20 protein-coding genes are annotated in these 24,162 nt (G+C 40.4%); 14 read left to right on the plus strand and 6 right to left on the minus strand.

The window, feature by feature from the left end:
* Positions 1–104 precede the first annotated feature (104 nt).
* The 5 genes from cysP to cysM are packed head-to-tail and all read left to right on the plus strand — an operon-like array spanning position 105 to position 4,831.
* Complete coding sequence (gene cysP / locus LPW36_RS01710) at positions 105–1,112, plus strand: thiosulfate ABC transporter substrate-binding protein CysP (RefSeq protein WP_230607775.1); 1,008 nt, start codon at positions 105–107, stop codon at positions 1,110–1,112.
* Positions 1,112–1,948 carry a sulfate/thiosulfate ABC transporter permease CysT gene (gene cysT / locus LPW36_RS01715; RefSeq protein WP_420844696.1) on the plus strand — a complete coding sequence of 279 codons (837 nt, stop codon included), beginning with the start codon at positions 1,112–1,114 and terminating at the stop codon, positions 1,946–1,948. Before cysP ends, cysT begins: the two co-directional genes overlap by 1 nt.
* Positions 1,948–2,823, plus strand: coding sequence for a sulfate/thiosulfate ABC transporter permease CysW (gene cysW, locus LPW36_RS01720; RefSeq protein ID WP_230607776.1), 876 nt, complete (start codon positions 1,948–1,950; stop codon positions 2,821–2,823). Before cysT ends, cysW begins: the two co-directional genes overlap by 1 nt.
* On the plus strand, positions 2,813–3,907 hold the full coding sequence (gene cysA, locus LPW36_RS01725) for a sulfate/thiosulfate ABC transporter ATP-binding protein CysA (RefSeq protein ID WP_230607777.1): 1,095 nt from the start codon (positions 2,813–2,815) through the stop codon (positions 3,905–3,907). Before cysW ends, cysA begins: the two co-directional genes overlap by 11 nt.
* Positions 3,908–3,946: 39 nt before the next feature.
* Positions 3,947–4,831, plus strand: coding sequence for a cysteine synthase CysM (gene cysM / locus LPW36_RS01730; protein WP_230607778.1), 885 nt, complete (start codon positions 3,947–3,949; stop codon positions 4,829–4,831).
* Between the two features lie 382 nt (positions 4,832–5,213).
* On the opposite strand, the gene LPW36_RS01735 is transcribed toward cysM, so the two are convergent.
* Entirely contained in the window at positions 5,214–7,175 is a 1,962-nt protein-coding gene (locus tag LPW36_RS01735; RefSeq protein ID WP_230607779.1) for a MacB family efflux pump subunit, read from the minus strand.
* Between the two features lie 4 nt (positions 7,176–7,179).
* Entirely contained in the window at positions 7,180–8,370 is a 1,191-nt protein-coding gene (locus LPW36_RS01740; RefSeq protein ID WP_230607780.1) for an efflux RND transporter periplasmic adaptor subunit, read from the minus strand.
* A gap of 267 nt (positions 8,371–8,637) precedes the next feature.
* On the opposite strand from LPW36_RS01740, the gene LPW36_RS01745 reads away from it, so the two are divergent.
* Positions 8,638–9,315, plus strand: a complete 678-nt coding sequence (locus LPW36_RS01745; RefSeq protein ID WP_230607781.1) for a response regulator transcription factor — start codon at positions 8,638–8,640, stop codon at positions 9,313–9,315.
* A gap of 6 nt (positions 9,316–9,321) precedes the next feature.
* Positions 9,322–10,659 (plus strand): ATP-binding protein, encoded by a 1,338-nt coding sequence (locus tag LPW36_RS01750; protein WP_230607782.1) that lies wholly within the window; start codon positions 9,322–9,324, stop codon positions 10,657–10,659.
* 66 nt (positions 10,660–10,725) lie between these two features.
* On the opposite strand, the gene crr is transcribed toward LPW36_RS01750, so the two are convergent.
* The 4 genes from crr to cysK form a co-directional block, all read right to left on the minus strand.
* Positions 10,726–11,235 (minus strand): PTS glucose transporter subunit IIA, encoded by a 510-nt coding sequence (gene crr / locus LPW36_RS01755; protein ID WP_108901690.1) that lies wholly within the window; start codon positions 11,233–11,235, stop codon positions 10,726–10,728.
* A 201-nt stretch (positions 11,236–11,436) separates the two neighbouring features.
* Complete coding sequence (gene ptsI, locus LPW36_RS01760; protein ID WP_230607783.1) at positions 11,437–13,164, minus strand: phosphoenolpyruvate-protein phosphotransferase PtsI; 1,728 nt, start codon at positions 13,162–13,164, stop codon at positions 11,437–11,439.
* 45 nt (positions 13,165–13,209) lie between these two features.
* Positions 13,210–13,467 carry a phosphocarrier protein Hpr gene (gene ptsH, locus LPW36_RS01765; RefSeq protein WP_047781613.1) on the minus strand — a complete coding sequence of 86 codons (258 nt, stop codon included), beginning with the start codon at positions 13,465–13,467 and terminating at the stop codon, positions 13,210–13,212.
* Between the two features lie 542 nt (positions 13,468–14,009).
* Positions 14,010–14,978 carry a cysteine synthase A gene (gene cysK, locus LPW36_RS01770; RefSeq protein ID WP_230607784.1) on the minus strand — a complete coding sequence of 323 codons (969 nt, stop codon included), beginning with the start codon at positions 14,976–14,978 and terminating at the stop codon, positions 14,010–14,012.
* 849 nt (positions 14,979–15,827) lie between these two features.
* On the opposite strand from cysK, the gene LPW36_RS01775 reads away from it, so the two are divergent.
* From LPW36_RS01775 to LPW36_RS01805, 7 genes are all read left to right on the plus strand, one after another.
* Entirely contained in the window at positions 15,828–17,075 is a 1,248-nt protein-coding gene (locus tag LPW36_RS01775) for a flippase (RefSeq protein ID WP_230607785.1), read from the plus strand.
* A gap of 15 nt (positions 17,076–17,090) precedes the next feature.
* The gene (gene glf, locus LPW36_RS01780; protein WP_230607786.1) at positions 17,091–18,191 is read left to right on the plus strand and encodes a UDP-galactopyranose mutase; all 1,101 of its coding nucleotides are present in this window, start codon (positions 17,091–17,093) and stop codon (positions 18,189–18,191) included.
* A 29-nt stretch (positions 18,192–18,220) separates the two neighbouring features.
* A complete protein-coding gene (locus LPW36_RS01785; RefSeq protein ID WP_230607872.1) occupies positions 18,221–19,354 on the plus strand; it encodes an O-antigen polymerase in 1,134 nt (377 codons plus the stop codon).
* Positions 19,355–20,347, plus strand: coding sequence for a glycosyltransferase (locus LPW36_RS01790; protein ID WP_230607787.1), 993 nt, complete (start codon positions 19,355–19,357; stop codon positions 20,345–20,347).
* A 71-nt stretch (positions 20,348–20,418) separates the two neighbouring features.
* Entirely contained in the window at positions 20,419–21,696 is a 1,278-nt protein-coding gene (locus tag LPW36_RS01795; RefSeq protein ID WP_230607788.1) for a nucleotide sugar dehydrogenase, read from the plus strand.
* Positions 21,697–21,698: 2 nt separating this feature from the next.
* Positions 21,699–22,724, plus strand: a complete 1,026-nt coding sequence (locus LPW36_RS01800) for an SDR family oxidoreductase (protein WP_230607789.1) — start codon at positions 21,699–21,701, stop codon at positions 22,722–22,724.
* A gap of 311 nt (positions 22,725–23,035) precedes the next feature.
* The gene (locus LPW36_RS01805) at positions 23,036–24,154 is read left to right on the plus strand and encodes a glycosyltransferase family 4 protein (RefSeq protein ID WP_230607790.1); all 1,119 of its coding nucleotides are present in this window, start codon (positions 23,036–23,038) and stop codon (positions 24,152–24,154) included.
* Positions 24,155–24,162: the final 8 nt, after the last annotated feature.

Here is a 24,162-nt window from a genome sequence, read left to right on the forward strand (position 1 = left end):
TAATCAGTGCGAAACGGTATATGAAATTGTTATAAAAAAGTGAATTCAGCCCATACACTATGACTTATCAAAGCATCATTTTTAGCGATAAGTGAGAATATAAAATGAAAAAATTAGGGCTGAAAAGTTGGGTTATCGCAACGATGATTGCGACGTCTTCTGTCTCTGCGGCTGAGTTACTGAATAGCTCTTATGATATTTCCCGTGAGCTGTTTGCTGAAATTAACCCAGTATTCGAAAAAGCATGGAAGCAAAAAACCGGCGAAGACTTAACTATCAAGCAGTCTCATGCAGGTTCATCAAAACAGGCGCTGGCAATTCTACAGGGCTTAAAAGCCGATGTGGTCACTTACAATCAGGTGACCGACGTGCAGATTCTGCATGATAAAGGCAACCTGATACCGGCCAACTGGCAGAGTCGTTTAGCAAATAACAGTTCTCCTTATTATTCCACCATGGCGTTTCTGGTACGCAAAGGAAACCCGAAAAATATTCATAGCTGGAACGATCTGGTTCGGGATGATGTGAAGCTGGTTTTCCCCAATCCTAAAACCTCCGGTAATGGACGCTATACCTATCTGGCTGCCTGGGGAGCCACTAATCTGGCTGACGGTGGCAATGAACAGAAAACCCGCGAATGGATGACCCGTTTCCTGAAAAACGTAGCGGTGTTTGACGTGGGTGGTCGAGGTGCAACGACTTCATTTGTTGAACGCGGGCTGGGTGATGTGCTGATTAGTTTTGAATCTGAAGTGAAGAATATTCAAAAGCAGTACGGTGCGGACAATTACGATGTTGTGGTTCCTGAGGTTGATATTTTGGCTGAGTTCCCTGTGGCCTGGGTCGATCGTAATGTTGAACGCAATGGGACCGAAAAACAGGCTAAAGCCTATCTGGATTTTCTGTATACCCCGGAAGCCCAGCAAATCTTCACTCGCTATAACTACCGCGTATATGACAACGCAGCGATGGATGCGGTGAAGGGCCAATTCCCTCAGGTAAAACTGTTTAAAGTTGAAGATCAGTTTGGTAACTGGGAGCAGGTAATGAAAGTGCATTTCAATACTGATGGCATCTTAGACCAACTGCTGGCTGCGGGGCATAAAAGCTAATGTTGTTATCTATACCTGCCAGGCGCGTATTACCGGGTTTCTCTCTGAGTTTAGGGAGCAGTCTGTTATTTACCTGCTTAATTCTGCTGTTGCCCATGAGCGCATTAGTTATGCAGCTCGCGAATATGAGCTGGCATGAATACTGGCAGGTAGTCACCCATCCACAGGTGGTAGCAGCTTATAAAGTGACATTGGTTGCGGCCGCCGTAGCCAGCATCTTCAATGCAGCTTTCGGTATGCTGATGGCGTGGATTTTAACCCGTTACCGCTTCCCAGGCCGAACCCTGTTGGATGGCCTGATGGATTTACCCTTTGCTCTGCCAACGGCCGTTGCGGGGTTAACGCTGGCCAGCCTGTTTTCAACCACCGGCTGGTACGGTACCTGGCTGGCGGAGCTGGGAATTAAAGTTTCGTTTACCTGGTTAGGTATTGCCGTTGCTATGGCATTTACCAGCATTCCTTTTGTGGTGAGAACCGTTCAGCCTGTACTGGAAGAGCTGGGTCCTGAATATGAAGAAGCCGCTGAAACTCTGGGGGCCAGCCGTTGGCAAAGTTTCCGTCGGGTAGTTTTACCGGAAGTGGCTCCGGCATTAATGACCGGCACAGTGCTTTCATTTACCCGCAGTTTGGGTGAGTTTGGCGCCGTAATTTTTATTGCCGGTAATATCGCCTGGAAGACGGAAGTGACTTCGTTGATGATCTTTATTCGTCTGCAAGAGTTTAACTATGCGGCGGCCAGCGCCATTGCTTCAGTGATTCTGGCGGCTTCGCTGGTGTTGCTATTTATCGCTAACGTCTTGCAGAGTCGCTATGGCAAACGGGTTGGAGGTCATTAATGACGGATTTTACTTTCCAACAGACATTCAGTTCCCGCCAGATTAACTGGGGTAAGTGGGCGCTTATTCTCATTGGCGTGGTGATTTCAGTGTTGCTGCTGGTGATACCGATGGCGGCCATTTTTGTTACGGCATTCTCTGCCGGTATCGATGCGCTGTGGAATAACCTGAGTGACCCGGACATGCTGCACGCCGTTTGGCTGACGGTATTGATTGCGTTGATTACGGTACCGGTGAATCTGGTTTTTGGTACCTTGCTGGCGTGGCTGGTTACGCGTTTTGAGTTTCGTGGCCGCCAACTGCTATTGACGCTGATTGATATTCCTTTTGCCGTGTCGCCGGTGGTGGCGGGACTGTTGTATTTGCTGTTTTACGGTTCAAATGGTGTGGTCGGTGGTTGGCTGGAATCACACAACATTCAACTGATGTTTTCGTGGCAAGGCATGGTGTTGGTCACTATTTTTGTTACCTGTCCGTTTGTGGTACGTGAACTGGTTCCTGTGATGATGAGCCAGGGCAGCCAGGAAGATGAAGCAGCGGTGCTGCTGGGTGCTTCCGGCTGGCAAATGTTCCGCCGGGTCACGTTACCGAATATTCGCTGGGCGCTGCTGTATGGCGTGGTATTGACTAATGCCCGGGCGATTGGTGAGTTTGGTGCGGTTTCGGTGGTGTCCGGCTCTATTCGCGGTGAAACCTATACCTTACCGTTACAGGTTGAGCTCCTTCATCAGGATTACAACACCGCTGCCGCTTTTACCGCAGCAGGCCTGCTAACCCTGATGGCGATCGTTACTTTGTTCTTAAAAAGCACTCTGCAATGGCGTATTGCCCGTCAGAAAAAGCAAGATACTCAGGAGATAAATCATGAGCATTGAGATTAAAGGTATTAATAAATACTTTGACCAAACCAGAGTCTTGCAGGACATCTCTCTGGATATTCATTCTGGTGAAATGCTGGCGCTGCTGGGACCATCCGGTTCGGGCAAAACTACGCTATTGAGAATTATTGCCGGGCTGGAGTATCAAAACTCGGGTCTGTTGAGTTTTAACGGCAAAGATGTCAGTCACCTTCATGCCCGGGATCGTCAGGTGGGTTTTGTCTTCCAGCACTATGCGTTATTCCGCCATATGACAGTGTTTGATAATGTTGCCTTTGGCCTGACAGTATTGCCTCGTCGTGAGCGTCCAACCGCAGCGGCAATTAAGCAAAAAGTCGATGGCCTGCTGGAAATGGTACAACTGAGCCATTTGGCAAATCGTTTTCCTTCCCAACTATCCGGAGGTCAGCGTCAGCGGGTGGCATTGGCGCGTGCGCTGGCGGTCGATCCACAAATTCTGTTGCTGGATGAACCTTTTGGGGCGTTGGATGCTCAGGTACGTAAAGAGCTGCGCAGTTGGTTGCGTCAACTGCACGAAGAGCTAAAGTTTACCAGCGTATTCGTGACTCATGACCAGGAAGAAGCAATGGAAATTGCCGATCGCGTCGTTGTGATGAGTCAGGGGCATGTTGAGCAGGTTGGTACGCCGGATGAGGTGATGCGCGAACCGGAAAGTCGCTTTGTGCTGGAGTTTCTTGGTGAAGTTAACCAGATTAAAGCCGAAATCAAAGGTAATCGCTTGTTGGTGGGGCAGCATCAGTGGCCGCTGGAGGTATCACCAATACATCAGGGGCCGGTGGAACTCTATTTGCGCCCGTGGGAAGTTGAACTAAGCGCTCAACCTACATCCCGTTGCGTATTGCCGGTGCAGGTGGCAGACAGCATACCAAAAGGCCATTACTGGCAACTCACTTTGCAACCCTCAGGCTGGCAACAAACGCCACTTAGCGTTACCTTTAGTCATGAACATGGCGCACCGCCACAAAAAGGTGAGCGTTACTATATTGGAGGCGAGTGGGCGCGACTGTACGCCGGGGATACACTGTTACTACAAAGCTATCCCTATGCAAAAAGCGCCTGAGGCCTCTATGTGAATACCTATCTGCATTCGGGAAAGCACGTGTCAACTTTAGAAGACTATATTGGAAATACCCCGCTGGTAAGGCTACAGCGTTTGACGGAAGGGCTGAAGAGCGAGGTTTGGGTTAAGCTGGAAGGTAATAACCCAGCAGGATCGGTGAAAGATCGGGCGGCGTTGTCGATGATTCAGCGTGCTGAACAGCGGGGTGAGATCCATCCGGGCGATCGGCTGATTGAAGCAACCAGTGGCAATACCGGCATTGCTCTGGCAATGATTACTGCACTGAAGGGGTATTCTCTGCGTTTGATTATGCCGGACAATATGAGCCGTGAACGTCAGGCTTCTATGCGAGCCTATGGCGCGGAGTTAATTCTGGTAAGCCGTGAACAGGGGATGGAAGGTGCCAGAGATCTGGCGCAGCAGATGGCCGCTGACGGGCAGGGGAAGATCCTCGATCAGTTTAATAATGATGATAATCCCTATGCGCATTTCACTACTACCGGCCCGGAAATCTGGCAGCAAACTTCTGGACAGGTTAGCCATTTTATCTCCAGTATGGGAACCACCGGAACCATTACCGGCGTTAGTCGCTATCTGAAATCACAAAATCCTGAAGTTCAAACCATTGGTTTACAACCTGCGGAAGGCAGCAGCATTCCGGGTATTCGACGTTGGTCTCCCGGATATCTACCGGGTATTTTTCGCCCTGAACTGGTGGATACCATTATGGATATCAGTCAGGTGGAGGCGGAATTTACCATGAAGCAGTTAGCTATGCGTGAAGGTATTTTCTGTGGCGTGAGTTCCGGCGGTGCGGTTGCAGGGGCATTACGTATTGCCGCTCAACATAAAAATGCGGTGATTGTGACGGTGATTTGCGATCGTGGGGATCGTTATTTGTCTACCGGGGTATTTGATGATTAGTGTTGGGTGCCCGTTGTAGCTATGGACCCCAGCGTGCTGAGAAACCTGATAAATCGCACCTGCGGATATTCCGACCGTAAAGATAATGTGCTTATATTTACAGCGTGAGCGGTAGGTAAACCGTCTGTACTTAGCTACGGAGTGTGTCGGCCTGGCCGGGTTAGGGGCTGTTATGAAACACCTTTCGGTGTTTTGCCCTTCGGGCCAGTGCAAGTGCTGTTCAAACAGGCTTTCGCCTATTTGTCGTTGGCTTACGTCAAGTTGACCCCCACGGGATCCCCTCCCGACAATTGGCTATTTAAAATACAAAACTGAACAAATCAGACGTTGCCATTAAGTTGATACCCACCATAGTTGTGGGTATTTTGTTTTATGAAAAGCGTTATTCGCGTTCCAGGGCGTTGATGGGGTCCATTCTTGCCGCCCGGCGGGCCGGAAAGAAACCAAATACCATACCAATCATGGTTGAGCAGACGAATGCAGCAACGATCGAGGTTATGGAGTAGATCATGGAGAAGCTGCTGACCAACTGATCGAAGATAACGCCAATACCCAGCGCCAGTCCTACACCTAATGAGCCGCCTAACAGACAGACCAGAATCGCTTCGATCAGGAATTGCTGCATAATATCGCTGGAACGGGCACCAACGGCCATACGCACCCCAATTTCCCGCGTTCGTTCAGTGACCGAAACCAGCATAATATTCATTACGCCAATACCGCCAACCACCAAAGAGATAACGGCAATCATGGAGACTAACAGCGTCATGGTTGCCGTGGTATTTTCAATGGTTTGTCGAATGCTATCGGTATTCAGAATAAAAAAATCCTGAGTGCCGTGGCGCTGGGTCAATAACTTGGTGACCCCTTGTTCTGCCACATCCATATCAATATCGTCTTTGATACGTACAGTGATACTTCGCAGATAGGACTGCCCAAGCATACGTTTCATCACGGTGGTATAGGGCAGCCAGACCTCAAGATTTTCGCTGCTGCCAAAGCCACTCTGTTGTTCTTCCGCTACGCCAATAATACGGGCTGGCAGATTACCCAGTAGAATCACCTGTCCAACCGGATCACTGTTCTTACCAAACAGCTGTTCTTTGGTGTTGGAGTCAATGACGACATCCTGAGCCAGAGAATCTACACTGCTCTGACTGAAGGCCATACCCAATTCCATTTTATAACCGCGTACATCAAAGAACTGTTGACCGACGCCGTTTACCGTTCCGGTTACTGACTGATTGTTTACCCGAAAGGTAGTGGAAGTTGAAACGCTGGGGGTTACGCTATGTACATAGCTTTGTTGGCTCAGGGCATCCGCATCGGTTCCGCGCAGCGTATGTATGGTGGAAGCTTTACTATCGCCGAAGTCTTTACCGGGAAAGACCTCCAGCGTGCTGGTACCCATTGAGCTGATATCTGCCAGAATTTTCTGACGAGAACCTTCCCCTAATGCCACCACGGAAACGACCGAAGCAATACCAATAATAATACCTAACATGGTCAGAAAGGTGCGTAAACGCTGGGAAAACATAGCCAATAGTGCCATCTTAAAGGCATCTACAAAACGGTCCCTGAGGGCAAACCAGCCGTTATTGGTTTTGGTTGCATGGGATGATGAGGAAGACTTTTGAACAATATCTTCTGGCCCTTTAGGCACTTTTCTATCGGCAATAATATTGCCATCGCTGATTTCAATAATGCGTTCAGCATGTTCAGCAATTTGCATATCGTGAGTAACAATGACGACGGTATGTCCCTGACCGTGCAAGTCCTTAAGAATCTTGAGTACTTCCTGCCCACTGTGCTTATCCAGCGCACCGGTGGGTTCATCGGCCAGAATTATCTGACCGCCATTCATCAACGCACGAGCAATACTGACACGCTGCTGCTGGCCGCCGGAGAGCTGGCTGGGACGATAGCTGGTACGTTCATCCAAACCCAGACGAGTTAACAGCGCTACGGCCCGCTCCTTGCGTTTTTGACGCTCGGTTCCGGCATAGATAGCCGGCACTTCGACGTTACCCGCAGCGCTCAGATCTCCCAACAGGTGATAGCGTTGAAATATAAAGCCAAAGTGTTCACGGCGCAGTTCCGCTAAATCATCAGGAGCCAGTTCATTGGTTGCTCGTCCGGCAATGCGGTAAGTTCCGCTGCTTGGCTTATCCAGACAGCCAAGAATATTCATCAGCGTAGACTTACCTGAACCGGAAGCGCCAACAATCGCTACCATTTCTCCAGAATGAATCGTCAGATTGATTCCTTTCAGAACGGTAACGGTTTGTTCTCCCGCCGGGAACTGGCGGGAAATGTTATCCAGTTGCAGTAACGGTTGACTCATCAGACTACATCCTCATCCGCATACGTGTCGGTTGAGTTGAGCCAGCGGCACCGGTTTCGCTGACAATCACATTTTCACCCTCTTCCAGACCGGAGATAATCTGTACATCAACGTCATTATTAATACCAGTTTTGACTTTCTTTTGTACGATGTTTCCGGAAGCGCCAACAACCTGAACGCTGGCGTTTCCCTGATTATCTGTATCGTTAAGCGCAGTGGTCGGGATAACAATGGTATCTTTAGCCTGATCCAGAACAATATAAACTTGAGCCGTCATGGAGATGCGTAGCTTGCCATCCGGGTTTTCCACATCAAACAGGCCATTGTAGTAAATAGCAGTAGTCGTTGAGCTGGATGAGCTGGTCGTGGTGGTGTCGCTGTTATTAATGGAGTCTGGCGCGGGTTCGATAGCGCGTAACTTAGCGCTATAGTGCTTGCCAGGTTCTCCCAGAATGGTGAAATAAACCGGCATACCGGTTTTAACTTTTGGCACGTCCGCTTCAGAAATTTGAGCTTCGATGGTCATGGTGTCCAGTTGGGCCACTTTCAGAATGGTTGGCGCACTTTGTACCGCGTTAACCGTTTGCCCTTCTTCAACGGGTATTGCTACGACAACGCCATCAATCGGGGAGCTGATTTTGGTATAACCGAGGTTTAACTTGGCGGTATCCATGGCAATTTGTGCCTGAACAATTTGTGCATCCAGCGATTCGATTTCCGCTTTAGTGGCGTCTAACTGGGCTTTAGCCGCGTCGTAATCCGCCTGAGCGCCAACACCTTTTGCCAGAATTTGACTCTGACGATTAAAGGCTAATTGATTATTTTTCAGCGTGGCTAATTTGGCCTGACGTTGAGCCTGTACGCTTTTTAAACCCGCTTCAGCATTGTGCAAGTCATTGTTTTGCGGCAGGTCATCGATTTCTGCCAGCGCCTGCCCTTTGGTAACCTTATCACCCAGTTCCACATGTAATGCTTTAATCTGACCTGAAACCTGTGCACCTACGTTAACCTGCTTTAAGGCTTTGATGGAGCCATCAGCCAGAACTGTATGCTCTATACTGGTCTTCATTGCCGGGGTAGTAATGTAGTTAGGTTTTACTACTTCGGGAAAAAAGAATAGCTTTATCAACCAACCGGCGATCAAAATGGCTGCAATAATCAGCACATATCGAAGTTTGGATGTAGGTAATTGCATAAGTTTCAGTTGCCTTAAAAGTACTAAATATTGAATAAAAACCTGAGGATGTCACTGTCCGCTGCTAATTATGCACTAATGTACAACGAGTTTATGGCATCAGGGGTAAGCTCATCATAAGGAAAGTGTAAGGTTTAAGTAAAAGTAGCTGCATATTACAATCGAAGACGTAAGAATGATAAAAAATATATCCATTATCTTGTGAGATCGTTGTCTTTCTGCGATGCGGGATTTAACGAATATAAACATAATAATCAGGAGAAAGGCATGAAAATTCTTTTGGTCGATGACGATGTGGAACTTGGCAATATGCTACGAGAGTATCTTCAGGCTGAAGGCTTCTCGGCTACCGTTGCCTTAACCGGGCAAGCGGGAATAGACGGGGCCATGTCAGGCGATTATGCCGCTATGATTCTGGATATTATGCTGCCGGATATGAGTGGCATTGATGTACTGAATAAAGTACGTAAAAAAAGTCGTTTGCCAATCATTATGCTGACGGCGAAAGGGGACAATATCGATCGCGTCATTGGGCTGGAAATGGGTGCCGATGACTATGTTCCCAAGCCTTGTTATCCACGGGAGTTGGTTGCTCGTTTACGTGCCGTATTGCGTCGTTTTGAGGAGCATATCGAGCCTCAGGATGACGCGATTATCTGTCTGGGATATTTATGCCTGGATGCATCTCAACGCACCAGTGAATGGAAAGGGGATGCGTTTGAATTAACCGCATCTGAATTTAATTTACTGATGTTGTTAATGAAAGAGAAGGACCGGGTGGTCTCCAAAGATGAACTCTCTGAGCTGGGGTTGGGGCGCCCACGGGAAGCTTATGACCGTAGCGTAGACGTTCATATCAGTAATATCCGGCAAAAACTGAGTCAGATTGCTGGCGATACATTATCGATTGAGACAGTACGTAGTATTGGCTACCGTATCAGGTAATAAATTATGCGCCGAAGTCTGTTTTGGAAAATATTAATCGGTTTCTGGGTGACCTTCATTGTGATCACCCAGGCAGTGTGGCTGGTGTTTTATTATTACGCCAGCCAGAAAGAACCCTTTGAAAATCGAATAGCCAATCGTATTGTTTCGCTTCAATTTACTTCTGCGGTAACTGTGTTGGAAGCGGAGGGTATCGATGGCCTTAATCGCATGACGGATGGATGGCCCGTTATAGACCAACGACATATTGCGGTGATTCCGTTAAAAATTCCATTAACTCACAATTCTCAGCGAACATCATTAATTCCACTGACGGATGATGTGTGGGTTGAACATGTTAAAGGCGGAGATGGCAAATACTATCTGTTGAAATACGATGTAGAAGCACTCAGAAAAGAGTATCGTCCTAATCGTTCGGGTCGATTGTTATTTTTCAATATCCCTAATCCATTATTGATATTAGGTGGAATAGGGGGCTTTCTGTTTAGCTTTATACTGGCATGGCATTTAACCCGACCTATGCGTTTGCTGAGATCCGGTTTTGACCGGGTTGCACAAGGGGATTTGGATGTGCGCCTTTATCCCGTGATGAATAAACGTCGGGATGAGCTCAGTGATATGGCGCGGGATTTTGATTCTATGGTGGAGCGCTTAAAATTACTGGTGGGGGCACGAGAGGCTCTATTGCACGACGTATCTCATGAATTGCGTACTCCTCTGGCACGTTTGCAACTGGCCATAGGATTAGCGCGGCAGAATCCGCAAAATGTCGCAAATTCATTACAGCGCATTGAACATGAATCGGAGCGGTTAGATAAGATGATCGGCGAATTGCTGACGCTATCCCGTACCGATGCTACCGGGATCTCAGATGAAGAGTATTTTGATCTGTATGGTTTACTGGAAGCGGTAGTCAGCGATGTCCGTTATGAAGCTCAGGTGCCTGGGGTTGAGATTGTTCTTGAAGCTGATGAGGCAGTGAAAGAGGATGCCACAATAAAGGGCAACTCTGAACTGATGAGACGAGCCGTAGAAAATATTGTGCGTAATGGGTTGCGTTTTTCCAAAGGCGGACAGCAGATACGTGTGGTATTGAGCAAAGTTGAAAGTGAATTTGTCATTAAGGTCAGCGATCAGGGGCCTGGTGTAGATGAAGATAAACTTTCAAGCATTTTCGATCCGTTTGTGCGGGTGAAATCAGCAGCTTCAGGCAAAGGCTACGGGCTGGGCCTGGCGATTGCCCGCAAGGTTGTTAATGCCCACGGTGGTATTATTGAAGCTAAAAATGGCACTGATAGTGGATTGATTATCTATATTCATCTTCCGCTTTGGGAAAATAGCTGAATCAGCAGAAAATCGAATAAATAAAAACGGAGCCAGAAGGCTCCGTTTTTATTTAAAATCTAATCATTATTTCTTAATACGAATAACCGGCGTTTCTCCCACGACAACGCTACCACTAAGCTTAGTCAGCTCTTTGATTTCATCCATATTAGAAATGACAACAGGTGTCAGTGTAGACTTCGCTTTCTCTTCAAGTAAGGCCAGATCAAATTCGATTACTAAATCGCCTTTCTTAACGTGCTGGCCTTCTTCAGCAATACGCTTGAAGCCTTCACCCTTCAGTTCAACGGTATCAATACCGAAGTGAACAAACAGCTCAATACCACTATCAGATTCGATAGAGAACGCATGGTTAGTTTCGAAGATTTTACCAATAGTGCCATCAACAGGAGCAACCATTTTGTTGCCGGTTGGTTTAATCGCAATACCATCACCAACGATTTTTTCAGCAAATACAACATCTGGAACATCTTCAATGTTGACAATTTCACCGGACAGCGGAGCAACAATTTCAATGCTGCCTGCGTCTTTCTTATCATCAGAAACGAGTTGTTTCAACTTGTCGAACAGACCCATGATTTTCTCCTCAGCAATAATATTTTAATCGGCGTTGCCTTAATGCTTACCCATTAGACTATTTTACATGTTATTTTGGGCCTGAGTAGTGTCAGATACCTTAATTATACGTTTGTCGCTTAAGATATTTGTTCACTAACACGGCCCAAAGTGGCTGTAACAATAGCTGCTACAGGGCTCGGCTTTTATTATAAAGCTAACTTAGCAGAGCGTTTTTTCTTCAATGAATTTATTTACAATCGCTAATACCTGTTCAGCTGTTGGTTGTGCTAATGCATTTTCCGCCAGTGTTTTCACATCAGAGTAGTTCGCGTTGCGAATAATTTTCTTGATGCGAGGTATTGAGATAGCACTCATACTAAACTCATCCAGGCCCATGCCGAGCAGCAACAGAGTTGCACGTTCGTCACCTGCTAACTCTCCACACATTCCAGTCCATTTGCCTTCTTTGTGAGAAGCATCAATAACCTGTTTGATTAAGGTTAACACAGATGGAGAGAGTGGGTTGTAGAGGTGAGAAATCAGCTCATTGCCACGATCTACTGCCAGAGTATACTGGGTTAAGTCGTTTGTCCCAATACTAAAGAAATCAACTTCTTTTGCTAAATGATGTGCAATAGTGGCGGCTGCAGGTGTTTCTACCATTACACCCACTTCAATTGTCTCATCAAAGGCAACATTCTCTTTTCTAAGCTGATTTTTTAGCATTTCCAACTCAGCTTTCAGTAAACGTACTTCTTCTACTGAAATGATCATTGGGAACATAATACGCAGTTTGCCGAAAGCAGACGCACGCAGAGTTGCACGCAACTGTGCATGAAGGATCTCTTTACGGTCTAAGCAAATACGGATAGCACGCCAGCCAAGGAATGGGTTTTCCTCTTTTGGCAGGTTCATATACGGCAAGTCTTTGTCACCGCCGATGTCCATTGTACGCAGAATAACAGGCAAATCACCCATGGCCTCAACCACAGCTTTATAAGCCTGGAACTGCTCCTCTTCTGTTGGGAATGCATCGCGATCCATAAACAGAAATTCAGTACGATAGAGTCCGACACCTTCAGCACCATTGCGTTCAGCACCAGGAACGTCACGTACGGTACCAATATTAGCGGCTACTTCAACCTGATGACCATCCAGCGTGATGGCTGGTAGATCTTTCAGTTTGGCTAATTCGTTTTTATCACTCAGGTATTGAGCCTGAGCTGCTTTTAACTGCTCAATGGTTTCTGTTGGTGGATTAACATAAACTTTGTTGTTTACGCAATCCAGAATCAGATAATCACCATTCTTCACCTGTTTAGTCACATCATTAGTGCCTACAATCGCCGGAATTTCCAGCGAACGAGCCATAATGGATGTGTGAGATGTGCGACCACCTAAATCGGTGATAAAACCAAGAACTTTATCCAGATTTAACTGCGCGGTTTCTGATGGGGTCAGATCGGTTGCAACCAGAATAGCTTCATCCTTAATTGCTCCCAAATCGACAATAGTCATACCCAGAATGTTTTGTAATAAGCGCTTGCCGATATCACGAATATCAGCAGCGCGCTCTTTTAAGTACTCATCTTCCAGACTTTCAAGCTCGATTGCCTGAGCTTCAAACACACCATGAGCGGCGGCATCAGCAGTCTCTAATTTCGTTTTGATTCGGCTTTCAACTTCCTGCTCGAGGTCTTCGTCCTCCAACAGCATGATATGACCTTCAAAGATGGCCGCTTTTTCTTCACCGAACGTTTCGCTCGCTTTTTCCATGATGGCATTAAGCTGGGCGCTGGCTTTATCGCGACCAGCTTTAAAACGGGCTATTTCTTGCTCGATGTTATCGCTGGAAATCTTTTTGTTATTAATGACGATTGGATCGTCTTTTAATATGAGAGCCTTACCAAATGCAATGCCTGGAGATACTAGGATGCCTGAAATCATAAGCCTACCTTAATCTAAAACGGGTGTTAAAATGTAATACAGGGCTTATTCAAGTTCTGCCATTAATTTTACAAGATGCTCAACAGCCTGTTGTTCATCTTCGCCTTCCGCTGAAATAGTTACCACAGTACCTTGAGTCAGACCAAGAGTTTGTAATTTAAACAGGCTTTTAGCACTGGAGCTCTTGCCATTTGAAGTAACAGTGATATCAGAAGTAAAAGCTTTTGCTTCTTTTACGAACTGTGCAGCTGGGCGGGTATGCAGGCCGTTTGGCGCGGTTACTGTAACATCTTGCTGGAACATAGTGATCCTCAACTTAGTTGGATTAAAGCTTTTGGCGTTAACACTTAAGTTTAGCCTATTATTTTTACTAATATGGCGTTAGCGTAACAGCAATATTGCCATATTAATGCTGGAATGCGCGGGATAGAGGGAACGAACGCGGGGTTTAGATAGCTTTCCTTTGTTGTTCCGAACTACGGTATATCACTTACGCTATTATATATGACTCCTTTTAGCAAGGAGCTAAGCGATTAAGAAGTGATTTAATTCGTGCATCGAAAAAAGTATTTAGCTTGATACTCGCTGAGGTAAAAAAAATCAAATTTTTTTATTTAAAAACGAGATATTGTGCACATAAAATTGTTTGGAAAATGACGTTGGTTACGAAAATGTTATTTGATTGGGATATGAATTTAAACAGAATGAATATTTTGTAACGATCGAATCTCTAATAGAAAATTAGCTATCAGACAGTCAGAAAAATCAGATGGTATAGTTAGATAAAAAAGCCACCACATTCGTTTTTGTGGTGGCTTTTAGCATAATGACTTGTGAGCACTAACTTATTGCTGCAACTCTTTTTCCGTAAACAAATCAGCAAAAAGTGGGGTACTTAAGTAACGTTCCCCGGATGAAGGCAGAATCACCACAATGTTCTTATTAGCAAACTCTGGCTTCTCAATCAGACGTAAAGCGGCAGCAACAGCAGCGCCTGATGAAATACCAGCCAGGATACCTTCTTCGTCCATCAAACGACGAGCAGTAGCAATCGCTTCTTCATTAGTGATCTTCTCAACCCGGTCAATCAAACTAAGGTCAAGGTTACCCGGAATAAAGCCAGCGCCAATGCCCTGAATCTTATGTGGTCCAGGTTTTAATGCTTCACCGGCCAATGCCTGACTAATAACCGGAGAATCCGTTGGTTCTACGGCTACTGAAATAATCTTTTTACCCTTGGTATTTTTAATATAGCGACTTACACCCGTCAATGTACCACCTGTACCTACGCCAGCGATGAACACATCAACATTACCGTCAGTATCTTCCCATATCTCAGGACCGGTAGTTTTCTCATGAATTGCAGGGTTAGCGGGGTTATTAAACTGCTGCAGCATCAAATAATGTGCAGGATCGGAGGCGACAATTTCTTCTGCTTTAGCAATAGCGCCTTTCATACCTTTCGCTGCTTCGGTCAGAACCAGATTCGCACCCAAGGCTTTTAACAGTTTACGACGTTCAAGACTCATTGATTCTGGCATAGTAAGCGTTAACTTATACCCACGGGCAGCAGCAACAAACGCCAGGGCAATACCGGTATTACCACTGGTTGGTTCGACTAACTCAACACCTTTCTTTAACGCACCACTCTTTTCAGCATCCCAAACCATGTTTGCACCGATCCGGCACTTCACACTAAAGCTGGGATTACGCGATTCTATTTTTGCCAGGATGCTACCATTCCCAATGTGATTCAGGCGTACCAAGGGGGTATGGCCTATGGTTTGTGAGTTATCTTCATAAATCTTAGTCATGGCTTATCCTTTAATATTATGAGTTTTTTAGAGAACCCATATAGCATAGCGCCAATCTTATGAGAGTGAAGGAAAGTTTTGGTATATCGATATGTGATTAGGGAATAAGTTTTATAGGAAGTAATATAATCTTTGATGAAATTTAGTAAGCGTAGTAGTATAGTCAGTAAATAAATCAGCAGAGCTCTATCCGATAGTTGAAATAGTCATTTTCAACGGGGTGCTTATTTGTGAATTTAGTGTTTTAAGAAAAATTTTAATAAAATTTCAACCTGTCTGATATTTAACTTGAGCTATAAGTGTGGTTGTTAATATGTAATTGATAGGTCATCTATTGGTTAGATATTAAGTTATTTTGAATGATAATTAGTTTGTTATATGATTGTGAGTTTATTCAATTTTATTCTATTAGTGACTATTATGCCAAGGGCGGTAGCATGTCATAATTTTAGTCAAATATGTTTTCATAACTATGTTTATATTCTTAATTTCAATTAATGGAATAGTGTTGTAATAAGAAATAATCCTAGAAAAACTGAAGAGTACCTGTATGAATGCAGGTTTAATATGGACTATATAATATTTTGTTTTCTAAAAAATTAGAACGTTGTAAATAAATTGGATTTAAAAGTAAATTGGAAAAAATGAAAAGTATCCAGAATAGATTTGATTAATTACCAAGCTAATTAATCATTATGTTAGCATAAATAAATTTTAAAAGTACATAACTGTCTCTGGTATAATTCATTCTCTCTTTTTATGTTCCTTTTAACAAATTGTAAATGGATGCTTTATAATGTATATTTAAGAGCATTATATTCAAAAGTAAATGATTAAAAGTATTTTAATGTGAAAATTAATACGGTTCTAAATAGAAATATATTATATCTCTCCTTGGTTCAAGGTAGTGCATATATACTTCCTTTGCTTACGTTCCCATATTTGGTTCGAGTATTGGGGCCGGATGGTTTTGGTGTTTTAGGTTTTTGTCAAGCATCTATACAATATCTTGTCCTATTAACTGACTACGGTTTTAACTGGACCGCAACACAACAAGTAGCAAAATATAGGGATGATAAAGAGAAATTAAGCAGTATTTTTTGGGCTGTTTTGTGGAGTAAATTCTTTCTTGCATTGCTATCTTTTTCTATTTTGATTGTAATGTGTTTGTATGTAGATAAATATAAAGAGATTTGGTTTGTTTTACTGTCATTTTCCCCAATGGTTTGGGGGAATGTAATATATCCAATTTGGTTTTTCCAGGGCATGGAAAGAATGAAATGGATTACCTTATGCAGTATTTTTTCTCGTTGTATGCTGATCCCGTTAGTGTTTATCTTTGTTAATAATATTAGTGATTTGTGGGTGGCTGCTTTAATTCAAGGTAGTGTGAATTTTATTGCCGGAGTAATTGGTCTTTATTTGGTTTTTAAAAATGACTGGGTTAAGCCAATCGAGTTTAAATCTCAGAATATAATATCCTGTTTACGAAACGGTTGGCATGTTTTTATATCAACATCTGCAATCAGTTTATACACGACAAGTACTACTGTAATACTTGGGTTTTTAGTCAATCCTGCAGCAGTTGGATATTTCAATGCGGCAAATACAATACGAAGTGCGGTTCAGGGATTGTTAAATCCTATATCTCAGGCTTTATATCCCAGAATTAATAATTTAATTGAAAAAGATTATAGCAAGGCTCTTGAGTTAATAAGGAGATCGTTAAGATATATTGCTTGTATATCAATGTTCTTTTCTTGTTTATTATTTTTATTTGCTCCTGTTATAATTGAATACAGTGTTGGAGAAGCATATCATAGCTCAGTTAGTATTTTACGATGGATGTCATTTTTGCCTTTTATAATTTCATTAAGTAATATTTTTGGTGTGCAAACGATGCTTTCTCATAATTATAAAAAGCAATTTAGTACTATACTTATTACTTGTGGTATTTGTAGTTTGTTTATTGTTTTTCCTTTGGTCTTATTATTTTACGCCAATGGCGCAGCGATTTCTATTTTGATGACAGAATCCTGTGTTACATTACTAATGTATTTATTTTTACGTAAAAAGAAAATATTTTTATTCAAATGATAGAGGTTCATACTGATGTATGATTATTTGATTGTTGGTGCAGGTCTGTTTGGATCTGTATGTGCCCATGAGTTAAAAAAGAATGGAAAAAAAGTTTTAGTTATAGAAAAACGTGCTCATATTGCAGGTAATTTATATACTGAAGATAATAATGGTATTCATGTGCATAAGTATGGGGCTCATATTTTTCATACTAACGAAAAGGATATTTGGGATTATGTGAATTCTTTTGTTGAATTTAATCGTTTTACTAACTCGCCATTAGCAAATTATAAAGGGAAATTGTTTAACTTGCCCTTTAATATGAATACATTCTATCAGCTATGGGGAGTTAAAACACCAAGTGAAGCATTAAATGAAATTAACGAACAGCGTAAAGAATTGGAAGGAAAAGAACCATCTAATTTAGAAGAGCAGGCAATATCTCTTGTTGGTCGGGATATTTATGAGATTTTAATAAAAGGTTATACAGAAAAGCAGTGGGGTAGAAAAGCGACTGACTTACCAGCTTTTATTATTAAACGTCTGCCAGTTCGAATGACCTTTGACAATAATTATTTTTCTGATAAATATCAAGGTGTTCCAGTAGGTGGATATACAAAATTAGTATCTAATATGTTAGAAGGTATTGATGTTGAGCTTAATATCGATTACTTATCGAAGCGTGAAAGTTTGTCTCAGCGTGCCGTTAAAGTAATATACACAGGCCCTATTGATGAATATTATGACTATATCTATGGTTTATTAGAGTACCGATCTTTGTGTTTTAAGAATGAGTGTTTGAAAGAAAGCAATTACCAGGGAAATGCAGTAATAAACTATACGGAAGCTGAGGTACCATTTACTCGTATAATAGAACATAAGCATTTTGACCCTATTGAAACCGATCATACCATTATCACCAGGGAATATCCTGCGGAATGGAAGGTTGGCGATGAGCCTTACTATCCAGTTAATGATGAAAAAAACATGGCCCTATTTTCTAAATATAGAGAACTATCTCAACAGGAAAATAATGTTATTTTTGGGGGGCGTTTAGCTGAATATAAATATTATGATATGCATCAAGTAATTCGTTCTGCTCTTTATTGTATTAAGCAGGAATTAAATGGGTAAGTAGAATGTTAATTATTCTGTTGTTACTAATGTCCTGTTTAATTTATTATATTCGTAGAGATTCATTTTACCCAGTTTTTTTGATAAGTAGTTCATATATATTTGTGTCTTTTTCCATTTACTGGACTAGAGATATATTAACTAGCTCGTTTTTTCTGGAAACACAAGTTTTTATATTTATAAATATAATGTTTTTTTCTATATCCTGTGTTATTTTTGATGAGATAGTAAGAAAATTTTCAATAAATAACAATTTAGAATTAAGAGATAATATATCATCCATTCAGCTTTTTTTGGCTGTATTATGCATTATTTATATAGTAATTCGTGTTAGTAGCTATTCAATTTCATTGGATTCAATAAGTAAGATTATCAATGATATTCGAAAAGAGGATATTGTAGATGGAACTTCATTAATTACATATCTTCTTCCTATTATATATGTGATTTGGGCTTACTGTCTTATTTGGAAAAGAGAAAAAGAACCATCAGTAACACTATTGTACATAGTTCTAGGTTTTTTACTATTCATTGTTACAATATTCACAACGTCAAAACAATCTGCTTTTTTACTGTTGATTTCTGCTTTTTATATAATTAGTAAAAGAAAATTATCTTCATTATTGCTTTTTTTTGCTTTTGGGATGTTTGTATTCTTTTTCTTTAGTTTTATTCTCCGAAATGGGGGGGATGGGGAACTTGTTTCTGATATGAAAAAGTATATGGCTTTTTATATATCAAGCCCAACAATCGCTTTCCAGGAATATTATTTTTTAAACCAATTTCCTGAAAGCTCAAATTTATTTCGCATTTTTGAAAAAATCCTGAATACTATTTCAGGCAGTAATAATTTGTCATCATTACATAGAGGCTTTGTTAATGTTGGTGTTCCAACAAACGTATATACGGCATACTCTGATTATGTATATTATTCTATGGGGACATCTTTTCTATTGAGTTTTCTTCATGGTGCTGTATCTGGCATTATGTGGCGTTTAGCAAAAAATTATCCATGGGCAAAAGTATGTTATGGCTATTTTGCATATAGTATAATATTTGTTTTTTATCATGAGAGTTTTATTACAAGTATTAGTTATTGGATTCAAATAGTTTTTCTTTCTATATTAATAAGTTCATTCTTTTACAAAAGAAAGGCATTATAAATGATATTTTTTAATGATTTAAGTTTGATTGGGAATCATGCTGGTTTTAAAGCTAAATATGATGCCTTAAAGATAGCAGAAAAAAACAATCTCGATATAAAAACAATTCCTCTATCTATAAAAGGTTTTTGGGGGAGAATTATTAGTTCTATTAGGCTTTCTATGTATTTATTATCCCTTTCTAGCCGGGATAGAATTATTTTTAATTATCCATTAGCTAAACCATATAATTTCATAATACTGGTTATTATGAGGCTTAGGAATTTTAAGTCTTACTTTTTAGTTCATGATGTTGATTCATTAAGAGGCCATGAACAAAAAAGAAATAACCTTCTTACGTGCGCACAAGGTCTAATTGTTCATAACGAAAGAATGTTCGATTTATTGTTGCAAGAAGGAATTGAACCTCAGAGGATGGTAAATCTAGGGATATTTGATTATTTGATACCTGAGGATGATGCATATTTTTCGCCTAAAACTGATAGTAATTGTGCTGTCGTTGTGGCTGGGAACTTATCACCAGTTAAGGCCAGATACCTGTATGATTGGAATCCAAATTTTAATGTGTTTTTATTTGGGATTAATCTTTCTGCAAAGGTATCAAAGATGATGTCATACAGAGGGGTTTTCGATTCAAACGATCCTTCAGAATTACTTAAGTTAGATGATTATAAATGCTATGGATTGGTTTGGGATGGCGATTCAGTAGATACATGTAGTGGTAATTATGGTGAATATTTACGGTTTAATAATCCTCACAAATTATCACTTTATTTAACACTTGGTATACCTGTTATTGTTTGGAAAGAGTCGGCCTTGTCATCATATGTTGAGTTAAATAATTGTGGTTTTAGTATTTCATCGCTTAATGAATTAGATTTTATATTAAATGATAATAAAGAATATTATAAACATATAATGTCTGCTAAGAATATAGGTAGAAAATTAAGAGTAGGAGATTATTTATCTGAGTCTCTTAAAAAATTAATATAGTTATTAATAATATTCAGTTTTATAGTTGAATAAATGGATTGTTTTTTAGTCGCAATTAGGGAGAGATGTGAATGAAAGTTGCTGTTGTTGGTTTGGGTTATGTAGGTTTTCCTTTAGCTGTTGAGTTTGGTAAAAAATTTGAAACTATAGGATTTGATTTATCAGAAGAAAAAGTTAACGCGTATAGAAACTTTTGCGATCCAACAGGTGAAATTAGTAGTGATGATATTAAAGAAGCAAAGTATTTATCATGCTATTCAAATCCTGACGTTTTGAAGTTAGCTGATTTTATTATTATTGCTGTACCAACACCTGTTGATGATGCACATCAACCTGATTTTACTCCTTTAATAAAATCTTCTGAAACAGTAGGAAGAAATCTTAAACCGGGAGCAATTGTAGTATATGAATCTACAGTTTATCCGGGAGCTACAGAAGAAGTCTGTATACCTGTTTTGGAAAAATATTCTAATATGATTTGGAAGAAAGATTTTCATGTAGGATATAGCCCTGAACGAATAAATCCAGGGGATAAAAACCATACAGTTACAACAATTGTAAAAGTTATTTCAGGTGATAATGAGGATACATTAGAAAAAATTAAAAGTGTATATGGCTCTATTATTACTGCTGGCGTCTATTCTGCAAGTTCAATAAAAGTTGCTGAAGCAGCGAAGGTAATAGAAAATACACAGCGTGATTTAAATATTGCACTAATGAATGAATTAGCTATGATTTTCGAAAAAGTAGGAATAGATACTTTAGAGGTTTTAGAGGCTGCGGGTAGCAAGTGGAACTTTTTACCATTCCGTCCTGGTTTAGTTGGTGGACATTGTATCGGTGTTGACCCTTATTATTTAACTAATAAGGCAGAAATGCTGGGATATCACCCCCAAATTATTTTAGCTGGGCGCCGCATTAACGATGGAATGGGAAAATATGTTGCAGAACAAGTTATAAAAAATTTAATTGCAGCAGGTCAATCAATTAAAGGTGCTAAAGTATTAGTATTAGGATTAACATTTAAAGAGAATTGTCCTGATTTACGTAATAGTAAGGTAGTTGATGTTATTAAAGAATTACAAAGTTATGGTATTGAAGTTATCGTACATGAACCTCTGGCCGATATAGAGGAAGCGAAGTCGGAGTATAATATTACTCTTTGTGAATGGGATTATATTCCTGAAGTCAACGCAATAGTAGCTGCAGTAAATCATGATGTTTATCAAGAAATGAAGATAGATAAAATATTATCTAAACTTACATCAGGCGGTGTATTTGTCGATGTTAAAAGTGCATGGCCTGCTAAGAAAATATTATCTAATGGTTATCATTTCTGGAGACTATAATAATGAAATATATTGATGTTGCTATTAATGAATTGAAAGCTCAACCTAAAGTATGGCTCATTACAGGCGTTGCTGGTTTTATAGGAAGTAATTTATTAGAAAGATTATTATCATTAGATCAAGTAGTAATAGGTTTAGATAATTTCTCAACGGGTCACGTTCATAATTTGAGATTAGTAGAAAGTATTGTAACTACGGAGCAATGGAAAAGGTTTACTTTTTTCGAAGGTGATATTCGTAATTTGGATGATTGTCGATCCGCATGCCGTGGTATTGATTATATACTTCATGAAGCTGCTTTAGGTTCAGTACCTCGCTCTATTGAGAATCCTATAGCTAGCAATGAAACAAATATCAGTGGTTTTTTGAATATGCTTGTTGCGGCAAGAGATGAAGGTGTTAAACGTTTTGTTTATGCTGCTAGTAGTTCGACATATGGCGATCATCCAGGTTTACCTAAAGTTGAGGATAAAATTGGAAAGCCTCTTTCACCATATGCTGTTACTAAATATGTAAATGAGTTGTATGCTGATGTTTTCGCAAAATGCTATAACTTTAATAGCATCGGATTACGTTATTTTAATGTTTTTGGTCCTCGTCAAGATCCTAATGGTGCATATGCTGCGGTTATTCCAAAATGGACTGCTGCTATTTTAGCTGGAGAACAAATAAAAATTAATGGCGATGGTGAAACTAGTCGAGATTTTTGTTTTATTGAGAATGTACTACAGGCTAATATTTTAGCTGCAACATGTAATGAAGAAGCTGTTAATACAGTATATAACGTGGCAGTAGGAGAGAGAACATCACTTAATGAGCTTTTTAAGATGATATCTAATGCTTTAAAAGAAAATGGTTTCTCTCATAATATTTTTCCTCCTGAGTTCTGTAAATTTCGTGAAGGTGATGTAAAGCACTCATTAGCCAATATTGAAAAAATCAGGTCATTGCTTAAATATGAACCAACTTATACCGTTAATGATGGAATTAGGGTGGCGATGCACTGGTATATGACTCAGTATTTATAGTTTTTGGATGATAATATAACTGATTTGTTTGTATGTCTTTTTATAGGATTATCTGAAATGCTGTTGATTTTTTATAATATAATTAATTTTTCAATAAATTAAATGTAAGGATTTACATTACGTTTTTTGGTGTTTTTATGTGTGCTAATTAATATAGATAATAATATGTAATGTTTTAAATAATGGCCATTGAAATATATATGAAATAATTGTTATGAGTGTTTTATATATTAAATGTCCGTAAAATTATGATACAGCACATAATCATAATTTGTTTGGTTATAAATTCAAGGACAGATTTAGGTATTTTTATGAAAAGGTTAATGTTTATATTAAACGTGGATACTTTTTTTATCTCACATAGACTTCCTATAGCGATAGCTGCAATGAATAATGGCTATGAGGTTCATCTTGTATGTCAATTTACCGATCGGCAAGAATATATAAGTGATCTTGGAATTAAAACACATCCAATAAAGATGTCTCGTTGTGGAATGAATATATTATCAGAAGCATTATCTTTTTTATCAATACTTAATGCTATTAGAAATAATGTTCCAGATATTATTCATTTGGTTACTATTAAGCCTGTGATATATGGAGGTCTGGCTAGTAAGTTACTAAGAATTAAAAAGGTTGTGGCTGCAATTTCTGGGTTGGGTTATGTATTTCTTGCTGAAGGTTTAAAGGCAAAGTTATTGCGTTTTTTCTTAATTCGAATATATAAATTATCTATAAATGGTAAGCGTATTACTGTTATTTTTCAAAATAATGATGATAAGTCTTTATTTGTAAAGTTAGGAATTATTAATCCTAAGCAGTCTGTTTTAATTAGAGGGTCTGGTGTAGATTTAGAACAGTATCATGTTGTAGATGAACCTGTTTCTGCTAAGCCGACAGCTATGTTCATTGGTCGATTGTTAAAGGACAAAGGAGTATATGAATTTGTTGAGGCAGCAAAAATTTTAAAATTTCGCAATGTCAATGTTCGAATGGTTTTACTTGGTGATTTTGATGATAATCCAAAATCTATTAAGCCTGTGGAAGTTAATAACTGGAAATCTATCGAATTAGTTGAACACTGGGGATACACGAACGATGTGCCTTTGGCTATATCAAAATCAAATATAGTTGTACTTCCATCGTATCGTGAGGGGTTACCAAAATGTTTAATTGAAGCGGCTGCGTGTGCACGAAGTATTATTACTACAGACGTTCCAGGGTGTAGAGATGCTATCATTCCGAATAATACAGGATTGTTAGTGCCTGTTAGAGATGCAATGAGTTTAGCGAACGCTATCGAAGAGTTATTATTAAACCCTGACAGAAGAAAAAAAATGGGAAATGAAGGGAGATTATTTGCTGAAGGAGTTTTTGACATTAATATTGTCATACAGTCGCATTTAAATATTTATAATAATGGATATTAGTTCTTATA

The sequence above is a fragment of the Limnobaculum eriocheiris genome (genome assembly GCF_021010575.1).
GTDB classification, from domain to species: Bacteria; Pseudomonadota; Gammaproteobacteria; order Enterobacterales; family Enterobacteriaceae; genus Limnobaculum; species Limnobaculum eriocheiris.